At 41.1% G+C, this 19,391-nt stretch carries 21 protein-coding genes and 1 tRNA gene; 21 read left to right on the forward strand and 1 reads right to left on the reverse strand.

Annotated features, from left to right (window positions below):
• Positions 1-22: 22 nt before the first annotated feature.
• From lgt to ACQKN3_RS16765, 17 genes are all read left to right on the forward strand, one after another.
• Positions 23-895 (forward strand): prolipoprotein diacylglyceryl transferase, encoded by an 873-nt coding sequence (gene lgt / locus ACQKN3_RS16685; RefSeq protein WP_427713395.1) that lies wholly within the window; start codon positions 23-25, stop codon positions 893-895.
• 355 nt (positions 896-1,250) lie between these two features.
• On the forward strand, positions 1,251-1,892 hold the full coding sequence (ppaX, locus tag ACQKN3_RS16690) for a pyrophosphatase PpaX (protein ID WP_251690343.1): 642 nt from the start codon (positions 1,251-1,253) through the stop codon (positions 1,890-1,892).
• Positions 1,893-1,894: 2 nt separating this feature from the next.
• The gene (locus tag ACQKN3_RS16695; RefSeq protein WP_251690342.1) at positions 1,895-2,425 is read left to right on the forward strand and encodes an acyltransferase; all 531 of its coding nucleotides are present in this window, start codon (positions 1,895-1,897) and stop codon (positions 2,423-2,425) included.
• Positions 2,426-2,684: 259 nt separating this feature from the next.
• The gene (locus tag ACQKN3_RS16700) at positions 2,685-3,845 is read left to right on the forward strand and encodes an ATP phosphoribosyltransferase regulatory subunit (protein WP_427713399.1); all 1,161 of its coding nucleotides are present in this window, start codon (positions 2,685-2,687) and stop codon (positions 3,843-3,845) included.
• 4 nt (positions 3,846-3,849) lie between these two features.
• Positions 3,850-4,473, forward strand: coding sequence for an ATP phosphoribosyltransferase (gene hisG, locus ACQKN3_RS16705; RefSeq protein ID WP_079524445.1), 624 nt, complete (start codon positions 3,850-3,852; stop codon positions 4,471-4,473).
• 14 nt (positions 4,474-4,487) lie between these two features.
• Positions 4,488-5,768 carry a histidinol dehydrogenase gene (gene hisD, locus ACQKN3_RS16710; protein WP_251690339.1) on the forward strand — a complete coding sequence of 427 codons (1,281 nt, stop codon included), beginning with the start codon at positions 4,488-4,490 and terminating at the stop codon, positions 5,766-5,768.
• Entirely contained in the window at positions 5,769-6,362 is a 594-nt protein-coding gene (gene hisB / locus ACQKN3_RS16715; RefSeq protein WP_251690337.1) for an imidazoleglycerol-phosphate dehydratase HisB, read from the forward strand. It abuts the gene before it with no gap.
• Positions 6,359-6,979: an imidazole glycerol phosphate synthase subunit HisH gene (gene hisH, locus ACQKN3_RS16720; protein WP_353056580.1), complete on the forward strand. Its 621-nt coding sequence runs from the start codon at positions 6,359-6,361 to the stop codon at positions 6,977-6,979. Before hisB ends, hisH begins: the two co-directional genes overlap by 4 nt.
• Positions 6,973-7,731: an imidazole glycerol phosphate synthase subunit HisF gene (gene hisF / locus ACQKN3_RS16725; protein ID WP_427713404.1), complete on the forward strand. Its 759-nt coding sequence runs from the start codon at positions 6,973-6,975 to the stop codon at positions 7,729-7,731. The genes hisH and hisF overlap by 7 nt, the downstream gene beginning before the upstream one ends.
• Complete coding sequence (hisIE, locus tag ACQKN3_RS16730) at positions 7,728-8,345, forward strand: bifunctional phosphoribosyl-AMP cyclohydrolase/phosphoribosyl-ATP diphosphatase HisIE (protein ID WP_251690334.1); 618 nt, start codon at positions 7,728-7,730, stop codon at positions 8,343-8,345. Before hisF ends, hisIE begins: the two co-directional genes overlap by 4 nt.
• A gap of 185 nt (positions 8,346-8,530) precedes the next feature.
• Entirely contained in the window at positions 8,531-10,057 is a 1,527-nt protein-coding gene (locus ACQKN3_RS16735; protein ID WP_251690333.1) for a tetratricopeptide repeat protein, read from the forward strand.
• A gap of 76 nt (positions 10,058-10,133) precedes the next feature.
• Positions 10,134-11,078: a thioredoxin-disulfide reductase gene (gene trxB / locus ACQKN3_RS16740; RefSeq protein WP_427713407.1), complete on the forward strand. Its 945-nt coding sequence runs from the start codon at positions 10,134-10,136 to the stop codon at positions 11,076-11,078.
• A gap of 326 nt (positions 11,079-11,404) precedes the next feature.
• Positions 11,405-11,875, forward strand: a complete 471-nt coding sequence (locus ACQKN3_RS16745) for an 8-oxo-dGTP diphosphatase (protein WP_251690329.1) — start codon at positions 11,405-11,407, stop codon at positions 11,873-11,875.
• 14 nt (positions 11,876-11,889) lie between these two features.
• Positions 11,890-12,771, forward strand: coding sequence for an RNase adapter RapZ (gene rapZ, locus ACQKN3_RS16750; RefSeq protein WP_340716338.1), 882 nt, complete (start codon positions 11,890-11,892; stop codon positions 12,769-12,771).
• Positions 12,772-12,775: 4 nt separating this feature from the next.
• Complete coding sequence (locus ACQKN3_RS16755; RefSeq protein WP_251690328.1) at positions 12,776-13,753, forward strand: gluconeogenesis factor YvcK family protein; 978 nt, start codon at positions 12,776-12,778, stop codon at positions 13,751-13,753.
• A 49-nt stretch (positions 13,754-13,802) separates the two neighbouring features.
• Positions 13,803-14,744: a DNA-binding protein WhiA gene (whiA, locus tag ACQKN3_RS16760; protein WP_251690326.1), complete on the forward strand. Its 942-nt coding sequence runs from the start codon at positions 13,803-13,805 to the stop codon at positions 14,742-14,744.
• A 154-nt stretch (positions 14,745-14,898) separates the two neighbouring features.
• Positions 14,899-15,156 carry an HPr family phosphocarrier protein gene (locus ACQKN3_RS16765; protein WP_251690324.1) on the forward strand — a complete coding sequence of 86 codons (258 nt, stop codon included), beginning with the start codon at positions 14,899-14,901 and terminating at the stop codon, positions 15,154-15,156.
• Between the two features lie 341 nt (positions 15,157-15,497).
• Here ACQKN3_RS16765 and clpP read toward each other — a convergent pair whose 3' ends face one another.
• On the reverse strand, positions 15,498-16,088 hold the full coding sequence (gene clpP, locus ACQKN3_RS16770; protein WP_251690323.1) for an ATP-dependent Clp endopeptidase proteolytic subunit ClpP: 591 nt from the start codon (positions 16,086-16,088) through the stop codon (positions 15,498-15,500).
• A 187-nt stretch (positions 16,089-16,275) separates the two neighbouring features.
• Between clpP and ACQKN3_RS16775 the strand changes: the two genes are divergently transcribed.
• The 4 genes from ACQKN3_RS16775 to ACQKN3_RS16790 all read left to right on the forward strand — a co-directional run bounded on the left by ACQKN3_RS16775 (position 16,276) and on the right by ACQKN3_RS16790 (position 19,327).
• Positions 16,276-16,347, forward strand: a tRNA-Arg gene (locus tag ACQKN3_RS16775).
• A 746-nt stretch (positions 16,348-17,093) separates the two neighbouring features.
• Positions 17,094-17,873: a basic amino acid ABC transporter substrate-binding protein gene (locus ACQKN3_RS16780; RefSeq protein ID WP_065216733.1), complete on the forward strand. Its 780-nt coding sequence runs from the start codon at positions 17,094-17,096 to the stop codon at positions 17,871-17,873.
• A gap of 29 nt (positions 17,874-17,902) precedes the next feature.
• Positions 17,903-18,604, forward strand: coding sequence for an amino acid ABC transporter permease (locus ACQKN3_RS16785; RefSeq protein ID WP_008406394.1), 702 nt, complete (start codon positions 17,903-17,905; stop codon positions 18,602-18,604).
• Complete coding sequence (locus ACQKN3_RS16790; protein ID WP_427713414.1) at positions 18,605-19,327, forward strand: amino acid ABC transporter ATP-binding protein; 723 nt, start codon at positions 18,605-18,607, stop codon at positions 19,325-19,327.
• The last annotated feature ends 64 nt before the right edge of the window (positions 19,328-19,391 follow it).

The following is a 19,391-nucleotide window of genomic DNA, read 5'->3' on the forward strand; positions in this document are numbered from 1 at the left end:
AGGTAGTTGAAGGGAGAAGTTTATGGTTACAAATTTATTAGCAATAAATCCGGTAGCATTCCACTTAGGACCAATACCGGTGAACTGGTACGGAATCATTATCGGGGTCGGGATTCTCGTTGCCTACTTCCTGGCACAAAAAGAATCGGTCCGCCGTGGATTAGATCCTGAATTTTTTGCCGACCTGCTCATTTGGGCAATTCCGATTTCAATCTTGTCAGCCCGCGTGTATTACGTTGTGATGAAGTGGGACTACTATAGTCAGCATCCGGGCAGTATCATTCAAATTTGGAATGGCGGTATTGCGATTCATGGTGCATTAATCGGTGCGTTTATTACAGCATACATATTTACGAAAAAACGCAAAGTGAGCTTCTTAAAACTGGCCGATATTGCAGCACCGAGTATTCTCGTTGGTCAAATTATTGGACGATGGGGCAACTTCATAAACCAGGAAGCTTATGGCGGCCCTGTAACACGAGAATTTTTGGAAGGTCTGTTCTTACCGAACTGGCTGATCGAACAAATGTATATACGTGAAGACGGAAACTATGTACACCCGACTTTCTTATATGAGTCATTATGGAATGTAGTCGGTTTAGTCATTTTGCTGTTTGCCCGCAAGTTAAACTGGCGACGCGGCGAAATGTTTTTCTTCTATTTAATCTGGTATTCAATCGGACGTTTCTACATCGAAGGCTTACGTACAGATAGCTTATACTTAGTAGGCGATTTGCGCTCAGCTCAAGTCGTTTCAATCATCGGTATAACAGTCGGCATTATTGCCATTGTTTATCGCCGCATGAAAGTAAAACCGGTTATCCACTATTTAGATGAGGAAAAACCTGCTGCGACGAAAAATAATAATAAAAATAAGAAGAGCAAAAAGAAGTAATTTTTGTTAGAAGTTAAGTAAGTAAGCGAAATAAATAAAAAAGCTGGTTGATTGGAATGGAGGGGAGGCGAGTGTAGCTGACGGCTAACGCCTTTCGCTACAAACTGCGTTTCCTGCGGGAACAGCAAAATTTATTTTGCGACGAAAGCGAAGCGGCAGGAGCACCGACGCCTGAGACTACAGGCTCAGGCCGTGCCCGCGGAAAGCGTCCGACCTGAAATGGAAATAAACCGAAATAAACCCCCTATTAAGTAGGGAAATAATTCTTGAAATAAAATCACCGCCATTTAGGGAAATACTAGTTAACACCGTTTGCATTAGTGCGAGCGGTTTTTTAAAAGGGGCATTCTTCAGTATGAAAACAAAAGCATTGCTGTTTGATTTTGACGGCACATTATTAAATACAAATGATTTAATCATCCAGACATTCATGTATATTTTTGACGAAAAATTTCCCGGGCAATATTCGACAGAAGACTGCCTAAGATTCATCGGTCCGTCATTAAAACAGACGTTTGACGAATTAACCCCGGGTGAAACCGATGTAATGATCGGGAAATATAAAGAGTGGAACGCAATCAACCATGACCGTTTAGTAACAAGCTATGATGCAGTAGTCGAAACGTTGGAAGAGCTCCACAATTTAGGCATCAAAATGGCGATTGTTTCAACGAAAGCAAGAGAAAGTCTTGCCCGCGGTTTAAAAGTACTTTGTGCGGAACAGTTTTTCGATGTCATTGTCGGTTTTGATGATGTGGAGCATGTGAAGCCACATCCGGAACCAGTTCTATTAGCACTCGAAAAGCTAGGTGTCGGGAAAGAGGAAGCGATCATGATTGGCGACAACTCGCATGATATTGAAGGCGGGAAAAATGCAGGTGTCCGAACAGCGGGTGTTGCTTGGTCTGCTAAAGGAGTCGACTATTTAATGTCCTATGAGCCGACTTATATGCTTCATCATATGCGTGATTTATTGGATATTGTGAAAGGGGAGTAGGCATGCGCAGAACAGAACGCTACAAAGTTCAGGGTGCGAATTCATTATGGAAAGTTTATAATACCGTTTCCTTTTGGAAAGTGATGAAATGCTTTATTGTCATCCAAATTGGACGGGTTACCCCGGTTATGGCATGGAAAAACTGGCTGTACCGCTCGTTTTTAAAAATGAAAATCGGCAAAGAGGCATCATTGGCATTGATGGTCATGCCTGATTCCATGTTTCCGGAGCGTATTACAGTCGGCGATAATTCGATCATCGGCTTTAATACGACAATTTTAGCGCATGAATATTTAATCGAAGAATATCGTCTCGGTGATGTCGAAATTGGCAGCAATGTTATGGTTGGCGCAAACTCGACGATTTTACCGGGTGTGAAAATTGGAGATGGGGCAATCGTTTCTGCGGCGACATTGGTGCATAAGGACGTACCGGCAGGCGCAATGGCAGGCGGCAACCCGATGCGCATTATTTTCACTGCAGAACAAATGGCAGAACGGAAAAAGAATGACAAGCCGGTTTGGCAAAATTAAATGTAGAATATCCATTTCCAACTAACGCGGAGATGGGTATTTTTTATGTCTTTTCCTCCACATAACTGAATTTGGTAAAAGATGATGTATAATATAAAAATATATCAGAAAATTAAATTAACTAAATATTTGTATGAATCCATTGACTACGACCATAAGTAGCAGTAAAATACTTTCATACACTAGTGATTTAACACTCTAGTATACTAAAGTGCAGTATACAGAATTTAACCAAGTATAAAAATTAGGATGTGTGAAAATGTCATCGATTAAAATGTTTGAAAAGCCACTTGGAATGCGTGACACATTACCGGAAATTTATGAAAAACTTGAATTAATCCGCTCAACTGGACGAACATTGCTACGTGAGCGCGGTTATGAATTTATAAAAACACCATCTGTTGAATATTACGATACGATCGGGAAAGCATCTGCAATTTCCGACGCACGACTTTTTAAATTGGTTGATAGCCAAGGAAATACCCTTGTACTACGACCTGATATGACAACACCGATTGCCCGTGTTGCGACATCGAAATTACTGAAAGAGAAAATTCCACAACGCCTTGCCTATTTTGCAAATGTGTTCCGTGCGCAACAGCGTGAAGGAGGGCGCCCAGCTGAATTTGATCAAATGGGAATTGAACTGATTGGTGACAATTCCGTATATGCCGATGCAGAAGTGATCATGACGGCCATCGATTTAGTAAAGGCCTATCAAATTACAGATTTCAAAGTAACAATCGGACATGCAGGTGTTTTAAGCTGCATTTTAAAGGATTATACAGAAAGTGATGCACAGGCAGATGATTTAAATGAGCTACTTGTACAACGAAATTTTGTCGGGTTTGAAGAAGCGGTACTGGCATTTGATCTGCCGAAAACAAAATCCGATGCCCTGTTAGCCTATATTGAAGATGCGATCAGCCTTCCTTCAATTGAAGCAATCGAAAAATATGTGCGCAAAAATGATGCGCTGGAATATATGCGAAACTTGGGGAGAATTTTGGATGCTGCAGGTTATGAAGAGTACATCGCATTCGATTTCACATTATCAAGTCATATGAGTTATTACACAGGGATGTTATTTGAAGTGTTTGCTTCAGGCAGCGGATTCCCGTTAGGAAATGGCGGACGTTATGACGGCTTAATGCAGCATTTTGGTTCGCAAGTCGGTGCAACCGGTTTTGGTTTACGTGTTGACCGTGTATTTGAAGCAATGCCGAAAATCAACGTCGACAAAGAGGAAGTGCTTGTATTGTTCGCAGCTGAGCGTTTTGCAGAAGCACTGGAGGCAGTACAGCTGCTGCGTGAACAAGGAAAGCAAGTAACTTTCCAATCATACGAAGGCATCGAAAATATCGAGGCATTAAAAGCTCACTTTAAAATCGTTAATGAATACAATAGCAGGGAGGCGTAAACAAATGACACAGCTAACAATTGCGATGCCAAAAGGCCGTATTTTTGAAGAAGCTTATGAAATGCTGCTGGAGGCTGGCTTTAACCTTCCTGAAGAAGTGGAAATGTCGCGTAAACTTATGATTGAAATACCTGAGGAAAACATTCGCTTTATTTTAGCGAAACCGATGGACGTACCGGTTTATGTCGAGCATGGGGTTGCGGATATCGGAATTGCGGGTAAAGATGTTTTACTTGAGCAGCGCCGAACTGTCCATGAGCTGCTTGATTTGAAAATCAGCGAATGCTATATCGCTTCAGCAGGTTTACCAAATACAACAATTAACGAAATTGCGCCGCGTATTGCGACGAAGTATCCGAATATCGCGATGAAGTATTATAAAGGAATCGGCGAACAGGTTGAGATTATTGAACTGAACGGATCGATTGAACTGGCACCGATGATTGGTTTGGCCGATCGCATTGTCGATATCGTTTCAACGGGTCGTACACTGAAGGAAAACGGCTTAGTGGAATATGAACATATTGCCGAAGTTTCATCCCGTTTAATCGCGAATCCTGTAAGCTATCGCATGAAGAGTGACCGCATTCAAGATTTAGTTACACGCTTGAAAAAATGTGTGAAATAAGAGGGGCCAACGAGATGAAAATAACAATTTTGGATAACGATATTTCTTTAAAACGCCAACTCGAGCAAGGCAATGAACAGCAGCTGCTAACGGTACGTGAAGTCATTCAGGATGTGCGTACAAAAGGTGATGCGGCGATTAAATATTACAGTGAAAAGTGGGATGGCTTTGCACCGGAAAACTTACGCGTAGCCGAAAGTGAAATCGTTGAAGCGGTTAAAAATTTTGATCCGCAATTATACGGCGATTTACAGGAAGCAGCAGATAATATTTATCGCTATCATAAAGAACAAAAACGTACGGGATTCCAGTTGCCGTTAGAAGACGGATCGTATTTAGGGCAACGAATTACACCGCTTGATGCAGTTGGATTGTATGTGCCAGGCGGATCTGCAGCCTATCCTTCTTCTGTGTTAATGAATGTTATTCCGGCGCAAGTGGCGGGAGTAAAACGCATTGTCATTACATCACCTGCAGGAAATGACGGGAAATTGCCGGAAGCTGTACTCGTTGCAGCACATATTTTAGGTGTGACGGAAATTTATAAAGTAGGCGGCGCACAAGCGATTGCTGCATTAGCATACGGTACGGAAACGATTGCTCCGGTAGATAAAATTACAGGTCCGGGAAATATATTCGTTGCATTGGCGAAGCGTGAAGTATTCGGTGAAGTGGCGATTGATATGATTGCAGGCCCGTCTGAAATTTGTATTTTAGCGGATGAAAGTGCGTATGCCGATGAAATTGCTGCTGACCTGCTATCACAGGCAGAGCATGATACATTAGCATGTGCTGTCCTGATTACAACAAGCGATGACTTGGCGGATGCAGTGGCAGATCAAGTCGAGATTCAATTATCAAAACTGCCGCGACAATCAATTGCACGAAAATCGATTGAAAACTTCGGTCACATTTACGTAGCAGAATCCATTAAAGATGCGGTACGTGCTGTCAATTCATTGGCGCCTGAACATTTGGAAGTCATTACGGATAATGCTGAAAAGGTTTCGGAAATGATTACACATGCTGGTGCAATTTTTATCGGCCGCTATAGCTCGGAGCCGGTAGGGGATTACTTTGCAGGCACGAATCACGTATTACCGACGAACTCAACAGCGCGCTTTGCAAGTGGCTTGAATGTCGATGATTTTATTAAGCGCACGAGCGTTGTTTATTATAGCGAAAAAACTTGGCAACAAAATGCGCCGAAGATTGCGCGTCTTGCACGACTTGAAGGGTTGGAAGGACATGCAAGAGCGGTAGAATCGCGCGGCTGGGATAAAGGAGAAGAATAAATGACACGTTTTGCAAAAATCGATCGCGATACAAATGAAACAAAAATTAAAATAGAGCTCAACTTGGACGGTACAGGTCAAGCCGACATTAAAACAGGTGTTGGCTTTATGGACCATATGCTCGATCTATTTATCAAGCATGGATTATTTGACGGCAAAATATTGGCGGACGGGGATACATGGATTGATGATCACCATACGACAGAAGATATCGGAATTGTGTTAGGACAAGCATTCCGAGAAGCCTTAGGCGATAAAAAAGGAATCAAACGCTACGGTACTGCATTTGTACCGATGGATGACGCATTAGCGCAAGTTGTCGTTGATTGCTCAAACCGTCCGCATTTGGAATACCGCGTTACACCGGAACTCAATGCGAAAGTAGGGAACTTTGATACAGAGCTTGTCCATGAGTTTTTATGGAAGTTTGCACTGGAAGCGCGCATTAACCTGCATGTCATCGTTCCTTACGGCCATAATACACACCATATTATTGAAGCGATTTTTAAAGCTACGGCACGTGCATTGGATGCAGCGGTTGAAATCGATCCACGTGTAAAAGGTGTGCCATCAACAAAGGGGCTGTTAACGTGAAGATAGGTGTAATTGATTATGGAATGGGCAATCTGTTTAGTGTCGAACAGGCATTGAAGCGATTGGATGTACAAGTAATTGTTTCAAGTGATATGGAGCAGTTGGAAGCGGCAGATGCTTATGTGCTGCCGGGTGTAGGCGCTTTTCCAGATGCGATGAAACGTCTGGAAGAAACGGGGCTCATCGACTTCATTAAAACGACGAAAAAGCCGTTGCTTGGCATTTGCCTTGGGATGCAGCTGATGTTTGAGGAAAGCGATGAAGTGGCCCAAACGAAAGGTCTTGGCATCTTCAAAGGCCGTATTCAGCGCTTTACTGATGTTACACGTATTCCACATATGGGCTGGAATGAGCTGAAATTAAACCAAACACCAGCATGGTTAAATAATGAAGACTTGCCGCAAGAACGTCATGTCTACTTTGTTCACTCATACTACGCGAGCGGCATCGATGAGATGGAGCTGATCGCCTCAGCTGATTATGAACACGTTCAAGTACCGGGCATTGTGGCAAAAGATAATTTTACAGGTATGCAGTTCCATCCAGAAAAGTCAGGGCCGTTTGGCGTGTATTTATTGACGGCTTGGACACAGGGAGTGAAAGAGGGCGTATGTTAACAAAACGAATTATTCCATGTCTTGATGTGAAAGAAGGACGTGTTGTAAAAGGGGTACAGTTTGTAGAATTGCGTGATGCAGGCGATCCTGTAGAGTTAGCTAAATTTTATGATGAGCAAGGCGCTGATGAGCTTGTATTTCTTGATATTTCCGCTTCGCATGAAGGTCGGGAAACGATGGTCGATGTTGTCCGTCAAACGGCAGCAACATTGGCGATTCCGTTTACAGTAGGCGGCGGAATCCGAACGATTGATGATATGAAGCGTATTTTACGTGCGGGTGCCGATAAAGTATCGGTCAACACATCTGCACTGGAACGCCCGCAGCTTATTAAAGAAGGTGCGGATTACTTCGGGGTTCAATGTATCGTTTGTGCAATCGATGCGAGATACAGTGAAGAAGACGGAACATGGATGGTATATACTCATGGCGGCCGCAATAAAACAGCGTGGACAGCAGTCGATTGGGCGAAAGAAGCGGTACGATTAGGTGCCGGAGAAATTCTTCTTACATCGATGAATCAGGACGGCGAAAAATCAGGCTTTGACCTGGCATTAACGAAAGCGGTACGTGACGCGGTAACAGTCCCTGTCATCGCAAGCGGCGGGGCAGGAAATGCCGAACACTTCCGTGAAGTATTGCAGGATGTTGATACAGATGCGGCACTCGCAGCGAGTATTTTTCACTATAAAGAAACGAGCGTAGCTGAAGTGAAAAGCTACTTAAAAGAAAAAGGGGTTTGTGTACGATGAACGTAAAATTTAATGAACAAGGCTTAATTACAGCCGTAGTACAAGATGCACAGTCAAAAGAAGTATTAACAGTAGCTTATATGAACGAAGAATCACTCCAAAAAACGATTGAAACGAATGAAACTTGGTTTTATTCACGATCTCGTCAGGAGCTTTGGCATAAAGGCGCAACGAGCGGCAACACGCAAAAAGTAGTTTCGATCAAAACAGACTGTGACAAGGATGCACTTGTGATTGAAGTCATTCCAGCTGGTCCGGCTTGTCATAACGGAACGACTTCATGCTTTACTGAAAGCTTGTTAGAAAATGAACGTCCAGGCTCTGTCGCAATTCTTCCGCAGCTTGTAGAAGTGATTAAACAACGTGAAATCGATATGCCTGAAGGGGCGTACACAACGTATTTATTCGATAAAGGAATCGATAAAATCTGTAAAAAAGTCGGCGAAGAGGCTACAGAAGTTGTTATCGGTGCAAAAAACCGCGATGCAGAAGAAGTGAAATGGGAATCGGCAGATCTTCTTTATCACTTATTAGTATTGCTTCAAGAGCAAAAAGTCGATGTTTATGAAGTACTGGATGTATTGCAAAAACGTCATGAAGGAAAGAAGCAGTAACAACCTGAAAATTAACACCGCTTTGTCAGACGTGTTTTTAGTACATATTTGCCGAATATGCTATAATAGTAAGAATTGATTAAGGGACCACACCTGTGCGTTCCTTATTTCTTTGTTTACAAACAAATGACCTGCGTATTTGATGATATAGAATGTATTGAACGGAATGACTCGGAGGAATATTATTGGAAAATAAACGTTTAAAACCAAAAGCTACTAATGTCGTGTCGTTTGTTCCGAATGGTGATTATTATTACAAGAAAGCTTTAAAGGCAATAGAACGAGACGAAATGGATAAAGCATATAAATTTATTAAGCGCGCGGCGGATTTAAGTCCGGATGATGCGCATGTGTTACTACAGTATGGGATACTTGAAATGGAACTGCAAAATTTTGAGCATGCATATGAGTTAATTCACACAGCCTATAGTTTAGAGCCGAATGAATCTGAAATCATTTTCATGCTGGCGGAAGTGTCGGGCTGTATCGGTCACATTGCTGATGCCCAAAAATACGCAGCACAATATTTAGAAATGGAACCTAATGGCGCATATACGGAAGACGCCTCTGAAATATTGGAGTTTGTCGACTATGTTGGCGAAGAAATGGATGACATGGACGAATTTGATGGAGCGAAGCATGTGGCACAAGAAAAGGCCCGCCGCCATATGGAGCAGGGAGATTTTAAGACGGCAATCGAAATGCTGGAGCAGCTCATTGAAGAGTATCCAGACCTATGGAATGCCTATAATAATCTGGCGTTAGCTTATTTTTATGTCGGAGATGCGGAACAGGCACGCGCACTTTTATATCGAGTGCTGCGTGAAAACAAAGGCAATCTTCATGCACTTTGCAACTTGGCCGTATTTGCGTATTACGAAAAGAGCAGTGAAGAGCTGAACGAACTGGTCGGTTTATTGAAGAAAATCCAACCGTTCGATTGGGAAAACCGTTATAAGCTCGGTGCAACGTTTGCGTTAATCGGGCAATATGAAGAGGCCTATAAATGGCTGCGTTCTATGAGTAAAAAAGGCTATGACGGAGAGCCTGGCTTTTATTTCTGGCTTGCCCAGTCAGCCTACTTCTCAGGACATGAATCAATTGCAAAAGAATCATGGAAAATGCTCATTCAGTTGGATCCATCAAAAGAAGGAATGGAACCGTGGGCAAAGGGTGAAGGCTCTATTTTACGGAATTCCGCGGAGAATCATCGTGATTTCATCATTCGTCAACTAACAGATGAGCATCTGTCAAGCCGATTATTTGGCATGTTTTTATTGAAGCGGTCTGCACATAAACAAGAGATTGTTGCACACCCTTCTCTTATAAATGTCTCGGATTTTACGGCTATTGAAAAGCTTTGCATGGCGTACGCACTGGACTATGATTTCAGTAACGGCAGCAAGGAAGAGCAGCAATTCCTGCGTTTTATGGAAGTTGCTGAACTGATTACAGAAACGAATGATTCGATTTCATTGGAAGTCGCGCAAGTGTTAAGTACATGGTTTGCACTTGGGGAAATTGCATTCCAACAAGGCTATTCGTTTAAAAATCGCGCGGCGCTTGCTGCTGCTGTTGAATATTCGTTCCATACGGCACTGGAAAACAAAGTGACGAAAAAAGCAGTTGCGGGTAAATATAATATTTCGACTGCAACATTATCGAAATACAATGATGAATTATATGAATTTGTACCATCGGACTTTGAATAGGCAGTATATTTGTATTTACCCAAGCAATCTTATACGATAAAAATATATAAAAGGTATACGCAAGAGGAGGATCAACATGTCTGAAGAAAAAATTTATGATGTAGTCATTATCGGAGCAGGTCCAGCAGGTATGACTGCTGCGGTATATGCATCACGCGCTAACTTATCAACATTAATGATTGAACGTGGGATTCCCGGCGGACAAATGGCTAATACGGAAGCAGTGGAAAACTACCCTGGTTTCGATACAATCTTAGGGCCTGAGCTATCGACAAAAATGTTTGAGCATGCGAAAAAATTCGGTGCTGAATATGCTTACGGTGATGTAAATGAAATCATCGATGGTGAAGAATATAAAATTATCGTTTCAGGTAAAAAACAATATAAAACACGCACGATTATTATTACAACAGGTGCAGAGTACAAAAAACTAGGCATTCCTGGCGAAACAGAGCTTGGCGGTCGCGGTGTAAGTTACTGTGCTGTATGTGATGGCGCTTTCTTCAAACAAAAGAAACTGATCGTAATCGGCGGGGGAGACTCTGCAGTTGAAGAAGGCATTTACTTAACACGCTTTGCGGATAAAGTAACAATTGTACACCGTCGCGATAAACTTCGCGCACAAAAGATTATACAAGACCGTGCATTTGCCAATGAAAAAATCGACTTCATCTGGAACACAACAGTAAAAGAAATTCATGATGTTGACGGTAAAGTAGGGAAAGTGACGTTAGTTTCAACAGTTGACGGCACAGAAACGGAAGAGGATGCGGATGGTGTATTCGTATATGTCGGCATGCTTCCATTAACAGCGCCATTTGCTTCACTGAATATTTTAAATGACGCAGGCTATATCGTAACAAACGAGAATATGGAAACGGCAATTCCAGGTATTTATGCAGCGGGCGATGTACGTGAAAAAATGCTGCGTCAAATTGTAACAGCTACAGGCGACGGCAGTATTGCAGCTCAATCAGCTCAACATTACGTGGAAGAAATAAAAGAAAAAATAAATCAATAATTCTTTAACATAAATGTAATCATATCGTTACAAAATAAGGGTATACTAAAAGTGGAATTTGTTTTAACCCCCTTATATTTTTATCCTAAGGTTGTTTCAAGCGGTTTACGCTGAAGCAACCTCTTTTTTTGTGACTTTCCGGCATAGGTGTTGACATTATAAATGAAACGCTTGCTTTTACTGAATGCATAGGACAAGGTATAATAGAAATAAGCTTTAGAAAAACACAATTGGCTTCACATAGCGAAATTGTGTCTTTACTTATGTGGAATCCGTGAAATATTTTTTTCACTTATCCATTAAATGAAAAAGTTGAGGTGTTGTGTATGCAACGTATTACAAATTTACTCGCTATTAAAGATGGTCAAGTATTATTGTTACAAAAGCCGAGAAGAGGCTGGTTTGTGGCACCGGGTGGGAAGATGGAGCCAGGAGAGTCCATCTATGACTCCGCTATACGCGAATTCCAGGAAGAGACAAATCTAACACCAAAAGACGTTCATTTAAAAGGCGTATATACAATGGTTATAAAAAATGGAGATACAGTCGTCGATGAGTGGATGCTGTACACATTTATTGCAAAAGATGTTGAAGGTACACCATTTGTCGAAACACGGGAAGGCATTTTGAGCTGGTATGAAATTGATCGTTTAAAGGATCTTCCGATGGCAGCAGGTGACCGTACGAATTTATTATTTGCAGCATTAAATAAAGGTACGCAATATGGTACATTTGAATATACAGAGGATTTTGAGCTAATTAGCGAAAAAATTCAAAACTCGACGGAACAAAACTAGAGGAGATGAAATAAGTGGCTAGTTCGAGCTATACACATGAGTTAGTTATTATTACAGGAATGTCAGGGGCGGGCAAAACGGTAGCCGTTCAAAGTTTTGAGGATTTAGGTTATTACTGTGTAGATAATTTACCTCCGGAGCTTTTAACTACTTTTTTAGCGCTAATGAAGGGTTCCGAAAAAAAGATTTCACGTATGGCTGTTGTCATGGATTTACGTGGGAGAGAATTTTTTGGCTCATTGATCGAATCGCTCGACGCACTACTGGACGAAGAAGATATTTTACTCCGTATTTTATTTTTAGAATCCGATGATGCCACATTAGTTCGCCGCTATAAAGAGTCACGCCGATCACATCCGCTTGCACCTCAGGGATTACCGCTGGAAGGGATTCAATTGGAGCGCGAATTGCTCTCTGAAGTAAAAGGGCGCGCCAAATCAATCGTCAATACTTCCAAGTTAAAGCCACGCGAATTACGTGAACGTATCGCCCAGGAATTCAGCAATATGAGCAGTCCTACGTTTTCACTAAACATTATGTCATTTGGATTTAAGCATGGGCTGCCGATTGATGCCGATTTAGTATTCGATGTCCGCTTTTTAAAAAATCCTTACTATGTGGAAGAATTGCGGCATAAAACAGGCCTGCAAACAGAAGTATCCTCTTACGTACTGGCAACGGAAGAAACACAACAGTTAATTGCCAAACTGACTGACTTGTTCACTTTCATGATTCCCCATTACCGTAATGAAGGCAAATCACAGCTTGTCATCGCTTTCGGCTGTACGGGCGGGCAACATCGCTCCGTTACACTTGCTGAATACTTCGGGAAGCTATTGGCAAAAAATGATCAAGTCATCGTTACACATAGAGATATCAATCATAGGAAGGATTGATGAAATGAAAAAAAAGAGAACAAGAATCGTCGTAATTGGCGGGGGGACAGGCCTTTCTACAATTTTGCGCGGTTTAAAGCAACATCCTTTTGATATAACGGCCATCGTTACGGTTGCAGATGACGGTGGCTCTTCTGGGCGTTTGCGGGATGACTATGATATCCCGCCGCCAGGAGATGTGCGAAATGTAATTGCCGCACTTTCAGACGTAGAGCCGTTAGTGGAGCAAATGTTTCAATATCGCTTTTCCCAATCAAACGATTTAGACGGTCATTCGCTCGGAAATTTAATGTTGACGGCTTTAACGGAAATTACAGGTGATTTTAACCATGCGATTGCTGAAATGAGCAAAGTACTGAATGTGCACGGAAAGGTCATTCCAGCAGCGAATAAAAAGGTTACATTACATGCCGAATTAGCGGATGGATCAGACATTATAGGTGAGTCGAAAATTCCATCAGGCCATGCACCGATTAAACGGGTATACTTGGAGCCTAGTAATCTCAAACCTTTACCTGCTGCAGTTCATGCGATTGAACGGGCAGATTTTATTTTGATTGGACCTGGCAGCCTTTATACGAGCATCATTCCGAATTTGTTAGTTAAAGGAATCGGGCAGGCAGTTATTCGTGCGAAAGGTGAAAAAATTTACATTGCGAATTTAATGACACAGCAAGGTGAAACGAGAAACTTTACTGCTTCAAAACATATTGAAGCAATCCATGAGCATGTCGGAGAAGCATTTATTCAATCGGTACTGATCAATGAAAAGGAGCTGCCTCCTTCGATTTACGAAAACTACCTTGAAGAAAATGCCGAACCTGTAAAGTTTGATATTGAAAGACTGCAAGAAATGGGCATCAATATTATTCCTAAAGAGATTGCGCTTATTGAAAATGGAACAGTACGTCATGATGCGGTTAATCTCGCTGAATGGCTTTGTGAATATACATTACAGAAAAAACAAACGATGCAAGAGTAGTAGTATTAAGAAACACTACATAGGTTGCTAGGAAAGGGGGAGCGAATCCATGTCATTTGCATCTGAAACAAAGAAAGAACTGACGCAAGTAGAAGCTGGGGATAGTAGTTTAAAGGCTGAAGTCTCTGCCCTTATACGGATGAACGGTTCGTTGAGCTTTGCGAATCGTCAAATAAGCTTGGACGTACAAACAGAAAATGCGGCTATCGCACGTCGGCTTTATACAATTGTAAAGAAGCTTTATCCATATAATGTTGAGTTGCTTGTTCGAAAAAAGATGCGCCTTAAGAAGAACAATGTGTATATATGCCGTGTTCGGGAAGGCGCACGGGAAATTCTTGCGGATTTAGAAATTGTCTCAAATTCATTTGAGTTTAATCATACAATCGCCAAATCAATCATACCGAAAGAAAGTGAACGGCGTGCTTATTTACGTGGTGCCTTTTTGGCGGGAGGCTCGGTGAACAATCCGGAAACCTCTTCCTACCATTTGGAGATTTATTCTTTATATAAGGAGCACGGGGAAGCGTTGGCAGAGCTCATGAACCGATACGATTTAAATGCGAAAACGATTGAACGTAAAAAGGGCTTTGTGACGTACTTGAAAGAAGCCGAAAAGATTTCGGATTTTATGAATTTAGTCGGTGCTGTACAGGCAATGCTAAAGTTTGAGGATGTACGGATAATTAGAGATATGCGTAACAGTGTGAATCGGATCGTAAACTGTGAAACAGCCAACTTAAACAAAACAATAGGCGCGGCGTTGCGGCAAGTGGAAAATATCCGCTATATTGATAATGCGGTAGGCCTTGATCAGCTGCCGGAAAAGTTGCGTGAAATAGCACGTCTTCGTGTGGAATATCAGGACGTGACGTTAAAAGAGCTCGGTGAAATGGTTTCAACTGGCGTTGTCAGTAAATCAGGCGTCAATCATCGTCTGCGCAAAATCGATGAAATCGCGGATGCGCTCCGTCGTGGAGAGAGTATTTAAATTCACATAAAGGTACGGAGCAAGTCGTCGAGGCGTTAAAAGAAAAAATTGGTAACGATTTCATAAAAGATGTTTCCAATTGTTGTTCTTTTCGGACAATTTCGTTAAGATAAACTTAGAAGCGATGAACGGTTGTGAAAGGGAGTATTTCAACATGATTGAAAAACAAGTAGAAGTAAAGTTAAAATCGGGCTTACAAGCAAGACAGGCCGCTTTGTTCGTCCAAGAGGCGAATCGTTATAAAGCAGATGTCTATTTAGAAAAAGGTACGAAAAAAGTGAATGCAAAGTCGATCATGGGCATTATGAGCCTAGCTGTTGCAAAAGGCACAGTTGTCACATTATGGGCAGACGGCCATGACGAAGAAAAAGCAATCGACGCACTACAACTTCTAATTGAAAAAGCGGATTAAGACAAAAGGTTAAAGCGCCCGTTCAACTCCATGTGGGCAAAGCGCCACATCCTTGTGGCATGCCCCCGATGACTCACATCGTATGAGTCCAAGCCTAGGAGGGCCCGACGCAAAAGTAAACGATCCACCACTTTTGCATGAGGGACCTAATGGTGCAAGGAGTTGGTGCTTTATCCTGGACGTGGACAATCATATTATTTAAGCGTTAAACAAAATGCGATAACGAATTTTATTTACAAGACAAAAGCACAGCTGTTCAGTATACATGAATGGGGCTGTGCTTATTTTTTTGGAATACAAAAAAGCATACAAGACGAATCTTGTATGCTTGAATGAATGGATTATTTTAATTGGTTACGCTCGTAAATTTTATCGATAAGACCGTACTCTAATGCTTGCTGTGCAGACATGAAGTTATCACGATCTGTGTCGCGCGCTAACGTTTCATAATCTTGGCCACTGTTTTCAGCCATGATACGGTTTAATTTTTCACGTAAGTGTAAAATACGTTTTGCAGCGATTTCGATTTCAGTTGCTTGACCTTGTGCTCCACCAAGTGGTTGGTGAATCATTACTTCTGCGTTTGGTAATGCAACACGTTTGCCTTTTGCACCAGCAGAAAGCAGGAATGCACCCATTGAAGCAGCCATACCGATACAGATAGTTGATACATCAGGTTTGATGAAGTTCATCGTATCGTAGATTGCCATACCTGAAGTGATAGAGCCGCCTGGTGAGTTAATGTATAGGTAGATATCTTTATCTGGATCTTCAGCTTCTAAAAATAATAGCTGTGCTACGATTGAGTTCGCAACATTATCGTCAATCCCACTACCTAATAAAATGATGCGGTCTTTAAGTAAACGTGAATAAATGTCATATGCACGTTCGCCGCGGTTTGTTTGTTCAATAACTGTAGGAATTAAGTTCATTGAAAAATCCTCCCTTTGTTAAAGCTTATATTCGATAACTTTTGCTGAAAATGACAAATATTTCAGCTGTAAACCTATCATACACGTATTAGTCAGTTATGGTCAAATATAAACTCTGATTTTTACAGTTGAAAATTAGGGGTTCCATCTGTATAATGAAAAAAGTTGCTTATATACTTATTTATATGTCCTCGTGGTGTAATGGATAACACTTCAGATTCCGGTTCTGAGGCTGGGGGTTCGATTCCCTCCGAGGGCGCTTTCTTTTATAAAGATTATTATTGATCAGCATGAAGTAAAAATAATCTTTCTCTTCCATTTTTCTACAGTTTAATTTTGACGCTACACTATAAGTTTCCGAAACTCATCTAATTTAAACGCTCTTCACCTAAAAAATAAAATTTCTTTTTAAAAAAGCACATTTGCTACTTGAAATATAGGTAGAAAATTAGTACATTAGTAAATGTTGTGTTTTTACAAAACTAGTTAGATAGACCATACCATCATGTCCTTTAGGGGGCACCATTTTACTGTTTTAATATACGTTTCAATATCAATTGCAAAAAATCATCTGAGGTTTTTTTGCAATAGAGAATGAAGTTTTATTAGGATAAAAAGAATCACTGTACCGGTTCTTTTTATCCTTCATTCGTTCTCTACCTAAAAATAATAATTCAAGACTGCATAAGAGGGAGTTCCTCTTGTGCAGTCTTTTTTATTTTAGTTAAAAATTACCCATCAGATTAACATATATTATAAAAAAACAGGGAATATATGTAATGTTACGAGAGTCCTTTTGAAGAGGGGAATACAATAATGAAATAGTAATAGAGTGAATAAATATTAAATTATATGCAAATATACCGTTAATTTTGTTATAATAATTCATCATACTGCAATAATAATCAATTTTTTAAAAATTAAATGTTGTATATTAATTGCGGAATTAATATAATTGAACATGTTATTAACAAAAAAACTACTACATCCAGGAGGATATTCATAATGAGTACTAGAAAACTATTTAAATGGGCAGCACCTTTAGCGGCAGCTTCAATGATTTTAACAGCGTGTGGAGCGGACGAATCTACATCCACAGGAGATAAAGAATATAAGAAAATCGTTGCAGGTACGGAAGCTACATATGCACCATTTGAATACTTAGATGATAAAGGAAATGTTGTCGGCTTAGATTCAGAGATTTTAGCAGCGATCGGCGAAGAGATGGGCATTGAAACAGAAGTGAAAAATGTAGGCTGGGACTCAATGATGAGCCAAGTAACAACTGGTGAAGTGGATATGGGCGCAGCGGCTATTACCATTACAGATGAGCGTAAAGAATCATATGACTTTACAGATCCTTACTATGAAGCGACTTTACTGATCGTGACAAAAGAAGGTTCGACAGTGGCATCGTTGGAAGATATTAAAGACAAAAAAATCGCGGTGCAAATTAATACGACAGGTCATATCGCAGCACAGGAACTGCAAGGTGTTGCAAGCTCGAAGATTTTAGCTTATGAAAACTTCTCTGTTGCTTTAACAGAAGTGCTGACAGGTGCAGCTGATGCCGCAATCGGTGATAATGCAGTAATTTTAGATTACCTTGAAAACAATCCTGATTCAGGCTTAAGAGCGGTAGAGGATACTTCATTTGAGAAAGACTACTTCGGCTTTATGGTGAAAAAGGGCAATAAAGAGCTATTGGACATTTTAAATGAAGGTCTTCAAAAAATTAAAGACAATGGCAAGTTAGCTGAAATTACAGGTACGGAAATCGAATAAGCTACATTTAATTTATTGGAGGGTTTCAGATGGATTTTTTTGATTTTTTCCGTTGGGATATAATCTGGAACTACCGTGAACTATATGCAAAAGGACTTTGGGCGACTATTGTTTTAACAGCATGTGGTTATATTGGTGGTATCATATTCGGTCTAGTTTTAGGATTAGGCCAAGTTTCAACAAAAAAGTGGATTTACTGGCCGGCTAAAATATATGTCGACGTATTCCGTGGTACGCCAATGCTCGTACAATTATTATTAATTCACTTAGCTGTTATTCCAACGATTTTTGGAACTTCACAAGGTTGGTGGGTATCGGGTATTGTCGGACTGATTTTAAACAGTGCCGCATACAATGCAGAAATTTTCCGTGCAGGTATCCAGTCGATCGACAAAGGTCAAATGGAAGCTGCCAGATCTTTAGGGTTAACACAGGGCCAGGCGATGCGCAAAGTTATTTTACCGCAGGCGTTTCGTCGTATGATCCCGCCTTTAGGGAATGAATTTATTGCATTATTAAAAGACTCTTCACTTGTAACGGTAATTGCCGGAGCCGAAATTTTATATGTAAGTAAAGTTGTAGCCGGAACGTATCAGCGTTTCTGGGAGCCGTACTTATTCGCAGCGTTCCTATACCTTGTATTAACGTATGCTGTAACGAAGCTCATTGCATTTATCGAAAAACGAGTTGATATTAATTACAACCCACGTAAGAAAAAGGAGCGCGCGTAAATGATTAAAGTAGAAAACTTACACAAGCATTTTGGCAAGCTCGAAGTGTTAAAGGGGATTGATTATGAAGTACATGAAAAAGAGGTAGTTTGTGTCATCGGGCCATCTGGTTCTGGGAAATCAACGTTTCTTCGCTGCATGAATTTGCTGGAGGAAGTAACGGACGGTGCAATCTATATTGAAGGTACTAAAATTAATGATCCGAAAACAAATATTAACGAAATCCGTACAGAAGTAGGAATGGTGTTCCAGCAGTTCAACTTATTCCCGCATATGTCGGTCATCGATAATATTACGATGGCTCCAATGCAAATTCGCCAACTGAACAAAGCCGATGCCGAAACACTGGCACTGGAGCTATTGGATAAGGTCGGTTTGCGTGAAAAGGCCTATAACTACCCGCAGCAGTTATCAGGCGGTCAGCAGCAGCGTGTAGCGATTGCCCGCGCATTGGCAATGAAGCCGAAAGTGATACTGTTTGATGAACCAACGTCAGCCCTTGACCCGGAAATGGTAAAAGAGGTTTTGGAAGTAATGAAAAACCTTGCAAAAGAAGGGATGACAATGGTTGTCGTAACACATGAAATGGGCTTCGCACGTGAAGTAGGCGACCGTGTACTGTTTATGGATGGCGGCTACATCGTAGAACAAGGCCACCCGGATGAAGTATTCGGCAACCCGCAAAACGAACGTACAAAAGCCTTTTTAGGAAAAGTACTCTAAGAGCGGAGAAACTATCTTCTATTATGATGAGTAGTAGAAGGTAGTTTTTTATATTTAATAGAAG

This window comes from Solibacillus sp. NPDC093137, from assembly GCF_050280445.1.
GTDB lineage: Bacteria > Bacillota > Bacilli > Bacillales_A > Planococcaceae > Solibacillus > Solibacillus isronensis_B.